Annotated in this window: 14 protein-coding genes; 5 read left to right on the top strand and 9 right to left on the bottom strand. The window is 60.0% G+C overall.

The features are described from left to right. Nucleotides 1-123 precede the first annotated feature (123 nt). The 5 genes from H3L91_RS02105 (at nt 124) to H3L91_RS02085 (ending at nt 5851) form a co-directional block, all read left to right on the top strand. On the top strand, nt 124-1167 hold the full coding sequence (locus tag H3L91_RS02105) for a 3-deoxy-7-phosphoheptulonate synthase (protein ID WP_040658627.1): 1044 nt from the start codon (nt 124-126) through the stop codon (nt 1165-1167). A 301-nt stretch (nt 1168-1468) separates the two neighbouring features. Further along, entirely contained in the window at nt 1469-3670 is a 2202-nt protein-coding gene (locus H3L91_RS02100) for a UvrD-helicase domain-containing protein (RefSeq protein WP_040658625.1), read from the top strand. A gap of 199 nt (nt 3671-3869) precedes the next feature. Next, nucleotides 3870-4193: an FKBP-type peptidyl-prolyl cis-trans isomerase gene (locus H3L91_RS02095; protein ID WP_007341795.1), complete on the top strand. Its 324-nt coding sequence runs from the start codon at nt 3870-3872 to the stop codon at nt 4191-4193. Between the two features lie 25 nt (nt 4194-4218). Continuing rightward, complete coding sequence (locus H3L91_RS02090; RefSeq protein WP_007341794.1) at nt 4219-4758, top strand: DUF924 family protein; 540 nt, start codon at nt 4219-4221, stop codon at nt 4756-4758. Between the two features lie 88 nt (nt 4759-4846). Next, complete coding sequence (locus H3L91_RS02085; protein WP_007341793.1) at nt 4847-5851, top strand: quinone-dependent dihydroorotate dehydrogenase; 1005 nt, start codon at nt 4847-4849, stop codon at nt 5849-5851. An 82-nt stretch (nt 5852-5933) separates the two neighbouring features. On the opposite strand, the gene H3L91_RS02080 is transcribed toward H3L91_RS02085, so the two are convergent. The 9 genes from H3L91_RS02080 to H3L91_RS02040 all read right to left on the bottom strand — a co-directional run bounded on the left by H3L91_RS02080 (nt 5934) and on the right by H3L91_RS02040 (nt 15540). Then, complete coding sequence (locus tag H3L91_RS02080) at nt 5934-6353, bottom strand: S24 family peptidase (protein WP_007341792.1); 420 nt, start codon at nt 6351-6353, stop codon at nt 5934-5936. A gap of 64 nt (nt 6354-6417) precedes the next feature. Further along, nucleotides 6418-7434 carry a virulence RhuM family protein gene (locus tag H3L91_RS02075; protein ID WP_007341791.1) on the bottom strand — a complete coding sequence of 339 codons (1017 nt, stop codon included), beginning with the start codon at nt 7432-7434 and terminating at the stop codon, nt 6418-6420. 52 nt (nt 7435-7486) lie between these two features. Then, nucleotides 7487-9775 (bottom strand): Tex family protein, encoded by a 2289-nt coding sequence (locus H3L91_RS02070; protein WP_040658623.1) that lies wholly within the window; start codon nt 9773-9775, stop codon nt 7487-7489. Between the two features lie 92 nt (nt 9776-9867). Then, on the bottom strand, nt 9868-10284 hold the full coding sequence (locus H3L91_RS02065; RefSeq protein ID WP_007341789.1) for a DUF2750 domain-containing protein: 417 nt from the start codon (nt 10282-10284) through the stop codon (nt 9868-9870). A 21-nt stretch (nt 10285-10305) separates the two neighbouring features. Beyond that, nucleotides 10306-12696: a DNA topoisomerase (ATP-hydrolyzing) subunit B gene (gene gyrB / locus H3L91_RS02060; RefSeq protein WP_007341788.1), complete on the bottom strand. Its 2391-nt coding sequence runs from the start codon at nt 12694-12696 to the stop codon at nt 10306-10308. A gap of 198 nt (nt 12697-12894) precedes the next feature. Beyond that, the gene (locus H3L91_RS02055; protein WP_007341787.1) at nt 12895-13455 is read right to left on the bottom strand and encodes a hypothetical protein; all 561 of its coding nucleotides are present in this window, start codon (nt 13453-13455) and stop codon (nt 12895-12897) included. 247 nt (nt 13456-13702) lie between these two features. Continuing rightward, entirely contained in the window at nt 13703-14494 is a 792-nt protein-coding gene (locus tag H3L91_RS02050; protein ID WP_040658621.1) for a dioxygenase family protein, read from the bottom strand. A 115-nt stretch (nt 14495-14609) separates the two neighbouring features. Beyond that, nucleotides 14610-15041 carry a hypothetical protein gene (locus H3L91_RS02045; protein WP_007341784.1) on the bottom strand — a complete coding sequence of 144 codons (432 nt, stop codon included), beginning with the start codon at nt 15039-15041 and terminating at the stop codon, nt 14610-14612. A gap of 61 nt (nt 15042-15102) precedes the next feature. Then, complete coding sequence (locus tag H3L91_RS02040; RefSeq protein WP_007341783.1) at nt 15103-15540, bottom strand: GNAT family N-acetyltransferase; 438 nt, start codon at nt 15538-15540, stop codon at nt 15103-15105. Nucleotides 15541-15574 lie beyond the last annotated feature (34 nt).

Raw genomic sequence — 15574 nt, 5'->3', positions numbered from 1 at the left:
AAAAAAGCCAAAACGGCAAAACGAAGCAATTTTATAGCCGAAAACCACCCAGCAACCCTTGCCAAGCACCGCCGCCGCCGCTATCCTTGCCGCCTTTACAAACACAACAACAGAGCCACCACCATGATCCGCCTCGGCAAAACCGACGACACCCGCATCAGCGGCATCGACGAACTCCTCCCCCCCCTCGCCCACCTCTACGAACTGCCCGTCGGCGACGCTGCCGCCGAGCTGGTGGAAAGCACCCGCCGCGAAATCGGCGACATCATCCACGGCCGCAGCAACCGCCTGCTCGCCGTCATCGGCCCCTGCTCCATCCACGACCCCAAAGCCGCCCTCGAATACGCGCAAAAACTGCTGCCGCTGAAAAAACAGTACGAAAAAGAGCTGCTGATCGTCATGCGCGTCTATTTTGAAAAACCGCGCACCACCGTCGGCTGGAAGGGTCTCATCAACGACCCCTTCCTCAACGGCAGCTTCGACATCAACTACGGCCTGCGCCAGGCGCGCCGCCTGCTGCTCGACTTGAACGACATGGGCATCCCCGCCTCCACCGAATTCCTCGACATGATTACGCCGCAATACTACGCCGACCTCATCTCCTGGGGCGCAATCGGCGCGCGCACCACCGAAAGCCAGGTGCACCGCGAACTGGCCAGCGGCCTCTCCTGCCCCGTCGGCTTCAAAAACGGCACCGACGGCAACCTCAAAATTGCCATCGACGCCATCGGCGCCGCCGGCCATCCGCACCACTTTTTGTCCGTTACCAAAGCGGGGCATTCCGCCATCGTCCACACTGCCGGCAACCCCGACTGCCACGCCATCCTGCGCGGCGGCAAAGAGCCCAACTACGAAAGCCGCTTCGTCAAAGAAGCCGCCGCCCAGCTTGCCAAAACCGGCGTCTCCACCCGCCTGATGGTCGATTGCAGCCACGCCAACAGCCGCAAAGACCACAACCGCCAAATCGAAGTCGCCCGCGACGTGGCCGCGCAGCTGCGCAACGGCGAAGACAACATCCTCGGCGTGATGGTGGAAAGCCATCTCGTCGCCGGCCGCCAGGACAAACCCGAAACCTACGGCCAAAGCATCACCGACGCCTGCATCGGCTGGGACACCACCGAAGAGCTGCTCGAACTGCTGGCCGCCGCCAACCGCCACCGCGTATAAGCCGCGCCAAGCCAAGAGGCCGTCTGAAAAACACTTTTCAGACGGCCTCTTCTCCATTCAGCCCATGCCGAACCCAAGGTAGGGTGTGTGGCGCAAGCCACGCACGCGCTTTCTGCCGCCCAACAAATCCACACCCTTCCCCAAAAGCCCAAACCGCGTGCGTGGCTTACGCCACACACCCTACACACGGCAGAGGCCGTCTGAAACCTCGGCTTCGACGCAGCCCGAAGCTGTAAAACGGATTTTCAGACGGCCTAATCCGTTAAAATGCCGCCTTTACGCTTTTTCAGACGGCCTCACCATGTTCTCCACCGAATCCCCATCATCCGCCCTGTTGCAGGGTTTGAACCCCGAACAGCTTGCCGCCGTAACCTGGCCGCCGCAATCCGCGCTGGTGCTGGCGGGCGCGGGCAGCGGCAAAACGCGGGTGCTGACCACGCGCATCGCGTGGCTTTTGCAAAGCTCGCAGGCGAGTGTGCACAGCATTATGGCGGTTACGTTTACCAACAAGGCGGCCAAAGAAATGCAGACTCGTTTGGGCGCGATGATTCCGGTGAACATCCGCGCGATGTGGCTGGGCACGTTCCACGGCCTGTGCCACCGCTTTCTGCGCCTGCACCACCGCGACGCGGGTCTGCCCGCCTCGTTTCAGATTCTCGACAGCGGCGACCAGCTCTCGCTGATCAAACGCCTGCTGAAAACCCTCAACATCGCCGAAGAAATCATCGCGCCGCGTACTTTGCAGGGCTTTATCAACGCGCAAAAGGAAAGCGGCCTGCGGGCAAATGCTATCGAAGCCCCCGACCCGCACACGCGCCGCCTGATCGAGTGCTACGCCGAATACGACAAAGTCTGCCAGCGCGAGGGCGTGGTCGATTTTGCCGAACTGATGTTGCGCAGCTACGAGCTGTTGCAGAACAACGAAATGCTGCGCCGCCATTATCAAAACCGTTTCAACCATATTTTGGTTGACGAGTTTCAAGACACCAACAAACTGCAATATGCGTGGCTGAAACTGATGGCGGGCGGGAATGCCGCCGTGTTTGCCGTGGGCGACGACGACCAGAGCATCTACCGTTTTCGCGGCGCACACGTCGGCAATATGGCCGCCCTGATGAACGAGTTTCACATCAGCGAACCGGTGAAGCTCGAACAAAACTACCGCTCGGTCGGCAACATTCTCGCCGCCGCCAACGCCGTGATTGAAAACAACGACGAGCGTTTGGGCAAAAACCTGCGCACCGATGCCGAAGCGGGCGACAAAATCCGCTTTTTCTCCGCCCCGTCCGATTTTGACGAAGCGCAGTTTGTGATTGAAGAAACCAAATCCTTGCAGCGCGAGGGCAAATCCCTCAACGAAACCGCCGTGCTCTACCGCAGCAACGCCCAATCGCGCGTGATCGAACAAGCCCTGTTCCGCAGCGGCCTGCCCTACAAAATCTACGGCGGCCTGCGCTTTTACGAGCGGCAGGAAATCAAACACGCGCTGGCCTATCTGCGCCTTGCCGTCAACCCCGACGACGACAACGCCCTCTTGCGCGTGATCAATATGCCGCCGCGCGGTATCGGCGCGCGCACCATCGAAAACCTTCAGACGGCCTCTGCCGAAACCGGCGTGTCGCTGTGGCAGGCCGCCTGCGCCGCCGGTGCGAAAGCCGCGAAAGTGGCCGCCTTCGTGCGCCTGATCGAAAACCTGCGCACCCAAGTCGGCCAAATGCCGCTGGCCGAAATCATGTCGGGCATTGTGCGCGACAGCGGTTTGGTCGAGTATTACCAAACGCAAAAAGGCGACCACCAAGACCGTTTGGACAACCTCGACGAACTCGTCAATGCCGCCATCGCGTTCAAACCCGAAGAGAGCAATTTTGAAATCCTGCCCGAAAACGCCGCCGCCGACCCCGCCTTTCCGATTCTCGCCTTTTTAAGCAACGCCGCGCTCGAATCGGGCGAAAACCAGGCGGGCGAAGGCGAAGACGCGGTGCAGCTGATGACCGTGCACGCCGCCAAAGGCTTGGAATTTGACACCGTGTTCCTCACCGGCATGGAAGAAGGCCGCTTCCCCAGCGAGCTTTCGCTGGCCGAGCGCGGCGGCTTGCAGGAAGAACGCCGCCTGATGTATGTGGCCATCACCCGCGCCCGCAAACGCCTCTACATCAGCATGGCGCAACAGCGTATGCTGCACGGGCAGACCCAGTTCGGCGTGCCCTCGCGCTTTGTCGAAGAAATCCCGCCCGAAGTGCTGCACTTTCTTTCGCCGCACAAAACCGCAACCACGTTCGCCGACAAACCGCGCCGCAGCGACATCCCCGCCGCCGACACCTACCAACCCGCCCAAAGCTACGGCGGTTTCCGCATCGGCCAAAACGTGCGCCACGCCAAATTCGGCACCGGTGTGATCATCGACGCGGCCGACAAAGGCGGCTCGGCACGGCTGACGATTAATTTCGGCAAACAGGGCATCAAAGAGCTGGACACCGGCTTTGCCAAATTGGAGGCCGTCTGAAAACACGGCTTCAACGCAGGTAAAACAAAAAAGGCCGTCTGAAAAATACTTTTCAGACGGCCTCAATCCTCATCGCTTTGAAAAAACGCCAAACCCTGTACAATACGGGCGCATATGACACAGAGGCCGTCTGAAAACGCGGCATCCCGTTTTTCAGACGGCCTCTTCCCCTTTCCCACACCGTTTGAAGGAGCACACCATGAGCCTCATCATTGAAGACATCCGAACCGGCAGCGGCGCAACCGCCGAAAAAGGCCGCCGCATCGCCGTCCACTACACCGGCCGCCTCGCCGACGGCGGCAAATTCGATTCCAGCCTCGACCGGGGCGAGCCTTTCGAGTTCAAACTCGGCGCAGGCCAGGTGATACGCGGCTGGGACGAAGGCTTCGCGGGCATGAAGGAAGGCGGCAAACGCGTCCTCACCATCCCGCCCGAAATGGGCTACGGCGCACGCGGTGCGGGCGGCGTGATTCCGCCCAACGCCACGCTGGTGTTTGAAGTGGAACTCTTGAAAGTGTATTGAGGCCGTCTGAAAAAAGGAGACCGACATGGAAACGCAAGACGTACTGGCATTCTGGTTTGCCGAAGAAAACCGTCCCCACTGGTTCGCCAAAAACCCCGCCTTCGACGAAAAAGTGCACATGCTCTTTTATCCGCTCTGGCAGCGCGCAGCCGCCGGCACGCTGCACGGCTGGCGCAAAACCATGCAGGGGCGGCTGGCCGAAATCATCATCCTCGACCAGTTTTCCCGCAACCTGTTCCGCAACAGCCCGCAGGCCTACGCGCAGGACTTGGCCGCCCTGTGTCTGGCGCAGGAAGCCATCACCCGCCCCGGCTTCGCCGCCATGACCCCCGAAGAACGCCAATTCATGCTGATGCCCTTTATGCACAGCGAAAGCGCGGAGCTGCACGCCCACGCCGTCGGCGTATTCAAACAATACGCCCCCGGCGCACCGCTGGATTTCGAGCTCAAACACCAGGCCGTCATCGACCGCTTCGGCCGCTACCCCCACCGCAACGCCGTTTTGGGACGCGAAAGCACACCCGAAGAGCTGAAATTCCTCGCCGCCGAAGGCCGGGGGTTTTAGAGTCTGCTGACACTCGGACGCACCAAACCGAACGGGCGGATTTCAGGTAGAATCCGCCCGTTTTTCCCTTTTCAGACAGCCTCAAACCATGTACTCCCTGCTCCGCCCCCTCGTCTTCTGCCTCGACCCCGAAAAAGCCCACCACCTCGCCCTCACCGCCCTCAAAACCGCCGCCTGCTGCGGCATACTCCCCGCCGTCGAACGCGACACCCGCCCCACCGAGCTTATGGGTCTCACCCTGCCCAACCCCGTCGGCCTCGCCGCCGGCCTCGACAAAAACGGCGAATACATCGACGCGCTGGCCGCGCTGGGCTTCGGCTTCATCGAAGTGGGCACCGTAACCCCCCTGCCCCAAAGCGGCAACCCCCAACCGCGCCTGTTCCGCCTGCCCGAACACCGCGCCATCGTCAACCGCATGGGTTTCAACAACCACGGCATCGACGCCCTCACCGCCAACATCGAAAAAAGCCGCTACAAAGGCATACTCGGCATCAACATCGGCAAAAACGCCGTAACCCCCATCGAAAACGCCGCCGCCGACTACCTCGCCTGCCTCGAAAAAGCCTATCCCCACGCCGGCTACATCACCGTCAACATCTCCTCGCCCAACACCAAAAACCTGCGCGACCTGCAAGGCGGCGACGAACTCACCGCGCTCCTGACCGCCCTGAAAAACAAACAGGCGCAGCTTGCCGCCGAACACGGCAGATACGTCCCCCTCGCCGTCAAAATCGCCCCCGACCTCGACGACGCGCAAATCGAAGACATCGCCCGCGTCGTCATCCAAACCGAAATGGACGGCATCATCGCCACCAACACCACCACCGACAAAACCGCCCTCGGCAGCCACCCGCTCGCCGCCGAAGCCGGCGGCCTATCGGGCGAACCCGTGCGCGAAAAAAGCAACCGCGTCTTAAAGCTGCTGGCCGGACACCTCGACGGCAAACGCCCCATCATCGGCGCAGGCGGTATCCTGTCCGGCAGCGACGCGGCGGAAAAACTGCGCCTGGGCGCAACCGCCGTCCAGCTTTACAGCGGCATGGTCTACCGCGGCCCCGAACTCGTGCGCGAATGCATCGAAGCCTGCCGCTGAACGCCGCCCGCGTCTGAAAAAGACACAGAGGCCGTCTGAAAAACCGAAAAACGGGTTTTCAGACGGCCTCTGTGTTTTTGCCCTACACGCGCTGCCCGATATAGCGCACGCGGCCGATGACTTTCAGCCGGTTCAGGTCTTCGCCTTCAACAACCATATCGGGGTATTCTGGATTGTCGCAGGCCAGAATGATTTGGCGCAGCAGCAGTTTTACGCGGCGGACAAGGGAGCGGCTGCCGATTTGCAGGGCGTAGATGCCGCCGTCGGTGAGTTTGTTATCGGAGAAATCAACCAGCAATTCACAACGCCCGTCCAGCGTCGGCTTTATGGCTTCGTCGTGCACGCTGAAAATACCGCAGTGGTTTTTATCAATGCCCAATTCGCTCATCAGCTCGCGGCTGAACAGCAGCGGCGGGGTGGCGGTGCTTTTTTCAGGCTGCAAGGACTCGCTGGGCGGGGTGTCGGCGAGCAGGCGGTTGGGAATGAAATTGGTGTTTTCCATGGTCTTGCCTTTGGATAGTGTCGGGATAGGGGAAAGGCAGCCTGAAAGGGTTTTCAGGCTGCTTTTACTGCGGTTTGCGGCGGCTCAAAGCCAGCAATTCGGCAATATCACTCTCGCCCTGCTGTTCTTTGATGGCGCGTTGCGCGGCGGCATAGCGTTCGTATTCGGCGGCGGCTTTTTCGTCTGCCTGTTTCTTGCTGATTTTTCCTGAATCTTGCAATACTTTGCGGTCGTTGAACTGCAAAAATTGATCCAGCTTTTCCTGCCAGTCGTGCAGAAAGATTTGTTTTTTGCGCTTGGCCTGGTCTTCGGCAAAATCCAGCCACATGGTAACGATGCGGTTCAACTCGCTGATTTCGTCTTGGCGCAGATAATTTTTCGCCGTTTTGATGTCGGATTTGCGTACCACGCCTGTAGTGGCGGTGTGGGTCAAGCCCATCAAGGGCTGCGATGCGTCGGCGCGGCGGTAAACCAACTCGGCGGCGGTCTGCCCCGTGCAGGCAAAATGCAGCTTGTTTTGAATGATTTGGAAAAAGCGCGTGGTGTCTTTGAAACTCGGTTGGTAATCCGCCGCCAGCGCGAAAATCTCACGCACACGCAGATAAACGCGCTTTTCGCTGGCGCGGATGTCGCGGATGCGCTCCAGCAATTCATCGAAATAATCGGGCGCGGCGACTGTGCCGACAGGCGGATTTTTCAGGCGTTCATCGTCAATGGCAAAACCCTTTTGCAGATACCCGCCCAGCGTGCGCGTCGCCCACTGGCGGAACTGCGTGCCGCGCGTGGAGCGGACGCGGTAGCCGATGGCGATAATCATCGGCAGGGCGTAGTGTGCGACTTCGCGGCGGATTTCCCTGCCGCCCTCGGTTTGAACTATTGAGTAATACTCAATAGTTGCCCGTTCGGGGAGTTCGTTCTCTGCCAATATCGCCTTGATATGTTTGTTGATATTGGACACGGTAGTCTGATACAGCGCGGCGATTTCCGCCTGCGTCAGCCAAAGCTGCCCGCCGAGTTCGCGCAAAACGAATTGCGCTGCGCCGTCTTGGGTGGTGTAGAGAATAAGCGTGTTGCCGGCCATGATGTGCTTTCTGGTTTGCTGCGCCGAGCTTGGTTTCAGGCAGCCTGAAAATCTATTTTTTCAACTTCGCCAACGCATCGGCCATCGCACTATTCTGCGGCGCCCGCTCGCGTTGGGGTTTGCCGTTTTTCATACCGCTTCGGTTGGCGGAACGCGCGTCGCGGTGTTCAGACGGCCTTTTGCCTGCCGCGCCTGATGCGGGGTCGTCTGAAAGGCGCATGGTGAGGGCGATGCGTTTGCGTTCGGCATCGACTTCCAGCACTTTCACTTTCACCACGTCGCCGGCTTTGACGATTTCGCGCGGGTCTTGCACGAAACGGTCGGACAGGGCGGAGATGTGTACCAAGCCGTCTTGATGTACGCCGATGTCCACGAATGCGCCGAAGTTGGCGACGTTGGAGACCACGCCTTCTAAAATCATGCCGATTTGTAAATATTTGATTTCGTGTATGCCTTCGGCGAATGAGGCCGTCTGAAACTCGCCGCGCGGGTCGCGGCCGGGTTTTTCCAGTTCCGCCAAAATGTCCAAAATGGTGGGCAGGCCGAAACGCTCGTCGGTGAAATCGGCGGCGCGGATGTGTTGGATTTTTTCGCGGTTGCCGATGAGCTCGGCGGCGGTGATGTTTTGCTGGGCGAGCATTTTGGCGACCACGGGATAGGCTTCGGGGTGGACGGCGGATGCGTCGAGCGGTTCGCTGCCGCCGTTGATGCGCAAAAAGCCGGCGGCCTGCTCGAAGGTTTTTTCGCCGAGGCGGGGCACTTTTTTCAACTGTTTGCGGTTGGCGAACGCGCCGTGTTCGTCGCGGTAGGCAACGATATTTTGCGCAATGGTTTGATTTAAGCCGGAAATGCGGGCGAGCAGGGGGGCGGAGGCGGTGTTTACGTCCACGCCCACGGCGTTTACGCAGTCTTCCACCACCGCGTCCAGCGATTTGGCGAGCTGGCTTTGGTTGACATCGTGCTGGTATTGGCCGACACCGATGGATTTGGGGTCGATTTTGACGAGCTCGGCCAGCGGGTCTTGCAGGCGGCGTGCGATGGAAACCGCGCCGCGCAGGGCGACATCGAGGTCGGGAAACTCGCGGGCGGCGAGTTCGGAGGCGGAGTAGACGGACGCGCCCGCTTCGGAAACGACGATTTTGTGCAGGCCCATTTCAGGCAGCCCGCGCACCAGTTCGGCGGCGATTTTGTCGGTTTCGCGGCTGGCCGTGCCGTTGCCGATGGCGATGAGTTTCACGCCGTGCGCTTTAATCAGGCGCGAGAGGGCGGCGAGCATGGCGTTTTCTTGGTGCAGATAGACGATGGCGGTGTCTAAAAGTTTGCCGGTGTCGCTGACGACGGCGCATTTCACGCCGTTGCGGTAGCCGGGGTCGAGGCCGAGCGTGGGCAGGCGGCCGGCGGGGGCGGCGAGCAGTAAGTCTTTGAGGTTGCGGGCGAACACGTTAATCGCGTCGCTGTCGGCGGCTTCTTTCAGACGGCCTAAGGCTTCCAGTTCGAGCGAGAGGAAGATTTTTGCCCGCCACGCAAGGCGCACGGTGTCGCGCAGCCAGTTATGGCCGTCTGAAACGGTAAACTGCGTGGCGATAAGCTGTTCGTATTCGCTTTGCTGGGTAATCGGCGTGTCGTCGGCTTGGTATTTGAGCGCGATGTGCAGCACGCCTTCGTTGCGGCCGCGCAAAACGGCGAGGGCGCGGTGGCCGGGCATGGTGCGCACGGGTTCGCGGTGGTCGAAATAGTCTTTGAATTTTTCGCCTTTGGCTTCTTCGCCCGCCACCACTTGGGCGTGGACTTCGGCTTCGTTCCACAGCTTTTCGCGTAAACGGCCGATGAGGGCGGCATCTTCGGCAAACTGTTCCATCAAAATGGCGCGTGCGCCGTCGAGCGCGGCTTTGGTGTCGGGTACGTTTTCGTTGAGATAGGGCGCGGCGGCGGTTTCGACATCCTGCGGCTGTTCGGCCAAAAGCAGATCGGCCAGCGGCTGCAAACCGTGTTCGCGGGCGGCTTGGGCTTTGGTACGGCGTTTGGGTTTGTAGGGCAGGTAGAGGTCTTCGAGCGCGGTTTTGTTGTCGGCGGCTTCGATTTTGGCTTTAAGGTCGTCTGAAAGTTTGCCTTGTTCTTCAATGCTTTTTAACACGGCGGCTTTGCGCTCTTGCAGCTCGCGCAGGTATTGCAGGCGTTCGGCGAGGGTACGGAGCTGCGTGTCGTCCAAGCCGCCGGTGGCTTCTTTGCGGTAGCGGGCGATAAAGGGTACGGTTGCGCCGTCGTCGAGCAGGGAGACGGCGGCTTCGATTTGGGCGGGGGCGGCGGAGAGTTCGGCGGCGAGGATTTGGGTGATGTTCATGTTGCGAAGGCGGTGTGAAAAAGGGGCGATGATAACAGAGGCCGTCTGAAAACGGGTTTTCAGACGGCCTCTGTATGGCAAAACAGACGGGTTTACAGATACGGCAAATCCAGTGCCTCGCCGTAGCTTTCGTCCAGAATCCGATTGACGCGGGCGGCAAATTCGACGGCGGGCATCACCACGCTTTCGGGGTGGGCGGCCACGGGGAAGACGCTGATGCCGCAGCCCTCTTCCATCAGCCACGGCACGCTGTCCCGCAAGAATTCTTCCAGCGCAAATTCCCACACCGATTCGCCCTCGGATTTCATCATTTCGGCAAATTCCTGCTCCGGCCACACGGGGAGGAAGGTGGCCTCTTCGCCCTCGTCCGCCCAGAAACGGCATTCGCCTTCGTCGTCGGCCAGCACATACAGCGTTTCCGCCTCGGCAATGTTTTTCAGCGCGTGCAGGCAGCGTTTGTCGGCGGGCAGGTTGAGGATGTTGTCTATCACCTGTTGCGGGTAGCCCATGGTTTTTCCTTTAAACGGGTTTTACGCGTCGATGTTCTGCGCGATCAGTGCGTTGTTTTCGATAAAGGCGCGGCGGGGTTCGACTTCGTCGCCCATCAGGGTAACGAACACTTCGTCGGCGGCAATCGCGTCTTCGATGCGCACTTTCAACAGGCGGCGCACGGCGGGATCCATGGTGGTTTCCCAAAGCTGCTCGGGGTTCATTTCGCCCAAGCCTTTGTAGCGTTGGATGGCCATGCCTTTTTGGGCGGTTTGCAGCAGGATTTCCAGCGCGTCTTCAAAACTGCTGATGTCGTACTCGTTGTCGCCTTTGTAGAGTTTGGCATTGCTGCCGACCAGCCCTTTGAGCGCGGCGGCGGTTTGGGTGATGGTTTGGTAGGCTTTGCTGTTGAGGAACTTCGGCTCGATGTAACTCACCATCACATTGCCGTGCAGTTTGCGGGTGATTTTGATAAAGTGGCCGCCTTCGCTGCCTTCGACCTGTTCGAGGGCGACTTCTTTTTCGTCCAGCAGGGCGGAGAGTTCGGCGATGGCTTGGGCTGTGCTGTCTTCACCCGATAAATCAATGGGCGCGGCATAGAGCATGGCTTTCAAGACCAAGTCGTCAATCACGCGGCTTTCCTGTTCGATCACGCTTTTGGCGAGCAGGAACTGTTTGGCGGCGGCGGCAAACAGTTCGCCTTCGATGGTGCGGCCGTCTGAAACGATTTTGGCTTTTTCCAGGGCAAGGCCGAGCAGCCATTGGTCTTTTTCAAATTCGTCTTTGAGGTAACGCTCTTGTTTGCCGTATTTGGCTTTGTAAAGGGGCGGCTGGGCGATGTAGATGTAGCCGCGCTCGACCAGCTCGGGCATCTGGCGGTAGAAGAATGTTAAGAGCAGGGTGCGGATGTGCGCGCCGTCCACATCGGCATCGGTCATGATGATGATGCGGTGGTAACGCAGTTTTTCGGGGTTGAACTCTTCTTTGCCGATGCCTGCGCCCAGCGCGGTAATCAGGGTGGCAACTTCCTGGCTGGCAAGCATTTTCTCGAAGCGGGCTTTTTCTACGTTCAAGATTTTACCTTTGAGCGGCAAAATGGCTTGGAATTTACGGTCGCGGCCTTGTTTGGCAGAACCGCCTGCGGAATCACCCTCGACCAGATAAAGCTCTGACAAGGCAGGGTCTTTTTCTTGGCAGTCGGCGAGTTTGCCGGGCAGTCCCAAGCCGTCCATCACGCCTTTGCGGCGGGTGATTTCGCGGGCTTTGCGGGCAGCTTCGCGCGCGCGGGCGGCATCGACGATTTTGCCGGTGATGATTTTGGCTTCGGCGGGGTTTTCTTCGAGAAAGTCGGTGAGGGCGCGGTTGATGACTTCGTTGACGACGGGGCCGATTTCGCTGGAAACCAGTTTGTCTTTGGTTTGGGACGAGAATTTGGGGTCGGGCAGTTTGACGGACAACACGCAGGTCAAACCTTCGCGCATATCGTCGCCGGCGGTTTCAACTTTGGCTTTTTTGGCCACTTCGTTGGCTTCGATGTAGCTGTTGATGGTACGCGTCATCACTTGGCGCAATGCGGTCAAGTGCGTACCGCCGTCGCGCTGCGGGATGTTGTTGGTGAAGCACTGCACGCTTTCCTGATAGCTGTCGTTCCACTGCATCGCACATTCGACGCTCATGCCGTCTTTTTCGCCGAATGCGTAGAAGATTTTTTCGTGCAGCGGCGTTTTTTTGCGGTTCATGTATTGCACGAAGCCGGCCACGCCGCCGGAGAGGGCGAAGCTTTCGTGTTTGCCGTCGCGCTCGTCGGTCAATTCAATGTCCACGCCGTTGTTCAGGAAAGAAAGTTCGCGGATGCGTTTGGCGAGGATGTCGAAACTGTATTCCACATTGCCGAAAGTTTCCTCGCTGGCGAGAAAGCGCACAGTGGTGCCTTTTTTGTCGGAATCGCCGACCACGGCCAGCGGTTTTTCCGACGCGCCGCGTATGAAGCGCACGAAATGTTCTTTGCCGTCGCGGTAAATGGTGAGCGTTACCCAGTCGGAAAGCGCGTTCACCACCGACACGCCCACGCCGTGCAGGCCGCCGGAGATTTTGTAGCTGTTGTTGTCGAATTTGCCGCCCGCGTGAAGGATGGTCATGATGACTTCGGCGGCGGAAATGCCTTCTTTGGGGTGGATGCCGGTGGGCATGCCGCGCCCGTTGTCGGACACGCTCACGGAATTGTCGGCATGGATGGTAACGTTGATTTTGTCGCAATGTCCCGCCAGTGCTTCGTCGATGGCGTTGTCGAGCACTTCAAACACCATGTGGTGCAGGCCGCTGCCGTCCTGCGTGTCGCCGATGTACATGCCGGGGCGTTTGCGTACCGCTTCCAAGCCTTCGAGCACCTGAATGCTGTCGGCACCGTATTCTTCGTGTTTTTGCTCTGCCATATTCGTTTTTACCGTTGTTTTGCTGTGAAGAGGCCGTCTGAAAAGCCGTGTGGGAAACGGGCGGCGCAGGCGGCGCGAAAGGGGCGGATTATACCTGATTTTGCTGGACTATTCAGGGCGGCGCGGCAGGAAAAAGGCCGTCTGAAAACCGTGTTACACAGTTTTTCAGACGGCCTCTGCGCATACCGGCGCGGGCGTTTAAAACTTTTTCAGTTCGCGTTCGATGGCGCGGATGTTGGCCTCGCGGTCGGCCACGGCGCGTTGCAGGTGGGCGGCGTTGCCGCCCTGTTTGAGCGCGGCTTCGAGCTGGCCTTTGGTGCGCACCAGCGCGGCGCGTTCGCTGCTGATTTCCTTTTGCAGGATTTGGTCGCGCGTGAGCCTGGGTTTCACGGCGGCATAGATGGGCGCGGCAGCGCGGACGGGGGCTTTGGCCGGGGCGGCGGTTTTCACGGCGGCCTGCTGCGGGCTGTGGCGCAGTTTCACCGTCATTTTCGGCGGCTCGGCTTTGTTGGCGGCGGTGTTTTGCGCGGCGGGTGGCAGGACGGTGAGGTCGTCGAAAAACGAATCGGCCCAGATGTCGGCCTTGTCGGTTTTTTCCGCTTTGGCGGCGGGCGCGCGCTGCGATTCGCGGCAGGAGGGGTCGGTTTTTTCGCTGGAATAGCTGGTGTTTTCGCCGCTGCCGCACACATAGGTGGCGGCCTGCGCGGGAAGGGAGAGGGAAACAAGGGCGGTGAAAACAGGGAGGTAAAACAGTTTCATAGCGGTGTTTCGTGGTGTGGTTGCTTCAAGACGGCGGATTATAGCGGCGCGCCCGTTAGGGTCTGTTTGCGTTTGGTTTGCGAAACGGGGGTTTGCGTAAAAACGGCTTGGAGGCCGTCTGAAAATCTGTTTTGCTGTTTGGACTGCGCTTTCAGACGGCCTCCGCCGTTATGCGGCAGAGAACGCGTGCGCCGCCTTGGGGCGACACACCCTACCTGATGCGCCGAAGCCGCGCTTTCAGGCGGCCTCAAAGAAAGCCGATAACGAAGGAGGTCATGGACACGGATTTGCCGACGATTTCGTCGTTGAAAAACTCCACCGGCTCTTTCGCGCCGGCGGCGGCCAGCGGGTAGAGCATGGGGTAGAAGTTCTGCCGCAGGTGCAGTGCCTGGCGCACGGCGATGGGGTAGTGGGCTTCGTCGAGCAGGCGGTCGAGGCGGCGGGCGGTTATCCATTTGTTGATGAGTTCGCGGGCGAGGTCGGCCCAGGGGTAGGCGCGGCCGGTTTGGTCGGGGTGCTGCCAGTCGTGCAGCGGGAGGTTGGAGACGGTATTGCCGGTGGCGGCGATGAGCACGCCTTCTTTGCGCAGAGGGGCGAGGCGGGCGGCGAGGTCGTAGTGCCCCTGCGCGTCGAGGCGCGAGTCGAGGCTGAGTTGGACGACGGGGACGGACGCGTCGGGGATGAGGTGTTTAAGCACCGCCCACACGCCGTGGTCGATGCCGCGCGCCGGGTCGGCCTCTGCGCCGAGCAGTTCGCAGACGCGTTCGGCGGTTTCGGGGCTGCCGGGGGCGGGGTATTCGGTTTGCTCCAATTCGCTCGGGAAGCCGGAAAAATCGTGCAGAGTGGCGGGCTGCACGGCGGCGGTTACGCGCGTGCCTTCGCTGACCCAGTTGGGCGAAACGCACAGCACGGCTTCGATTTCGCCTTCGTATTCGCCCAGCAGCTCGTCGCCGATGTTGCGCCATTCTTCGGTGTGGGCGGTGCTGCGCACGGCGTTGAGCGGGTTGCCGTTGCCGACGAACAGTACGGGCAGTTTCATGGGCTTTCTCCAAGCGGGGTTCGGGGCGGCATGATAGGGTTTGCACTCGGGCGGCGCAACATCGCGGGGCAACTATTTGGCCGGACGCGGCAGATCGTGCGCGGCACTTTTGTTTTCAGTCTTTGGCGAGAAACCAGATTCCTGCCAGCGTCAGGGCGATGCCAAGCATTTTCTGCCAGGAAAAGGCTTCTTTGAACAGTATCAGGCTGGCGGGAATCAAGAGCAGCGCGGCGGTGCCGTTCACGGCCACGCCCGCCCACTGCGCCGATCCGCCGCTGCGGTAGGCCATGAGGAAACCGAGTTCGATCATCACGGTGCCCAGCGACACCAGCCACACGCGCGGATTGGCCAGGGTGCTGATGAGGCCGTCTGAAAACTTTACCGCGCCGAAAAACGGGGCGGCGGCCAGGGCGAGTGCCAGCGCAAAGGTGTAGTAAAGCGCGAGCAGCAGCATGGGGTTGCCGCCGAGATGCAGCGACTTCTGGCCGAGGTGGTAGCAGCAGTTGCCCAGCGCGGCAACCAGCAGGAAGAGGAGTGCGGGTTTCATGGTTCGGATCGCGGCAGAGGCCGTCTGAAAAAGCGTTTTTAACTTCGTTGAAACTGCCTTTTCAGACGGCCTCTTTGGTCATATCAATATGCGGGATGCCGTCTTCGAGATAGCTGTCGGACACGGCACGAAAGCCGAAGGATGCGTAGAATTTCTGCAAATGGCTTTGCGCCTGCGCGTGCAGGTTTTGGCCGGGAAAGCGGCGGGTGGCGCATTCGAGGGCGAAAGCCACCAGTTCGCGGCCGAGTTTTTGTGCGCGGTAAGGCCGCGCCACCAGCACGCGCCCGAGATGCACGCCGTCGGCGGCGGGGATCAGGCGGCAGTAGGCGGCGATTTCGCCGTCCTGTTCGGCGAAAATATGCAGCGCGGCCAAGTCTTTGCCGTCCACTTCCTGATACGGGCAGTTTTGCTCGACCACGAACACGGCGGTGCGGGCGCGGTAGATGGCGTGCAGCTGGCGGGTGGTCAGTTCGTCAAAGGTTTTTACTTGGTAGTCCATACGTTTTTACACTTTTTCAGACGGCCTTTCAGCC

It is taken from the genome of Neisseria bacilliformis (assembly GCF_014055025.1).
Classification (GTDB): domain Bacteria; phylum Pseudomonadota; class Gammaproteobacteria; order Burkholderiales; family Neisseriaceae; genus Neisseria; species Neisseria bacilliformis.
The sequence above is the reverse complement of the archived record's forward strand: the minus strand, read 5'-3'. Positions and strand labels throughout refer to the sequence as shown.

Excerpts from the sequence above, each read along its gene's own strand:
- H3L91_RS02085 (WP_007341793.1), top strand. The coding sequence starts at position 4,847 with ATGTACTCCCTGCTCCGCCCCCTCGTCTTCTGCCTCGACCCCGAAAAA.
- H3L91_RS02095 (WP_007341795.1), top strand. The coding sequence starts at position 3,870 with ATGAGCCTCATCATTGAAGACATCCGAACCGGCAGCGGCGCAACCGCC.
- H3L91_RS02100 (WP_040658625.1), top strand. The coding sequence starts at position 1,469 with ATGTTCTCCACCGAATCCCCATCATCCGCCCTGTTGCAGGGTTTGAAC.
- H3L91_RS02055 (WP_007341787.1), bottom strand. The coding sequence starts at position 13,455 with ATGAAACTGTTTTACCTCCCTGTTTTCACCGCCCTTGTTTCCCTCTCC.
- H3L91_RS02080 (WP_007341792.1), bottom strand. The coding sequence starts at position 6,353 with ATGGAAAACACCAATTTCATTCCCAACCGCCTGCTCGCCGACACCCCG.
- H3L91_RS02090 (WP_007341794.1), top strand. The coding sequence starts at position 4,219 with ATGGAAACGCAAGACGTACTGGCATTCTGGTTTGCCGAAGAAAACCGT.
- H3L91_RS02070 (WP_040658623.1), bottom strand. The coding sequence starts at position 9,775 with ATGAACATCACCCAAATCCTCGCCGCCGAACTCTCCGCCGCCCCCGCC.
- H3L91_RS02045 (WP_007341784.1), bottom strand. The coding sequence starts at position 15,041 with ATGAAACCCGCACTCCTCTTCCTGCTGGTTGCCGCGCTGGGCAACTGC.
- H3L91_RS02040 (WP_007341783.1), bottom strand. The coding sequence starts at position 15,540 with ATGGACTACCAAGTAAAAACCTTTGACGAACTGACCACCCGCCAGCTG.
- H3L91_RS02075 (WP_007341791.1), bottom strand. The coding sequence starts at position 7,434 with ATGGCCGGCAACACGCTTATTCTCTACACCACCCAAGACGGCGCAGCG.
- H3L91_RS02105 (WP_040658627.1), top strand. The coding sequence starts at position 124 with ATGATCCGCCTCGGCAAAACCGACGACACCCGCATCAGCGGCATCGAC.
- gyrB (WP_007341788.1), bottom strand. The coding sequence starts at position 12,696 with ATGGCAGAGCAAAAACACGAAGAATACGGTGCCGACAGCATTCAGGTG.
- H3L91_RS02050 (WP_040658621.1), bottom strand. The coding sequence starts at position 14,494 with ATGAAACTGCCCGTACTGTTCGTCGGCAACGGCAACCCGCTCAACGCC.
- H3L91_RS02065 (WP_007341789.1), bottom strand. The coding sequence starts at position 10,284 with ATGGGCTACCCGCAACAGGTGATAGACAACATCCTCAACCTGCCCGCC.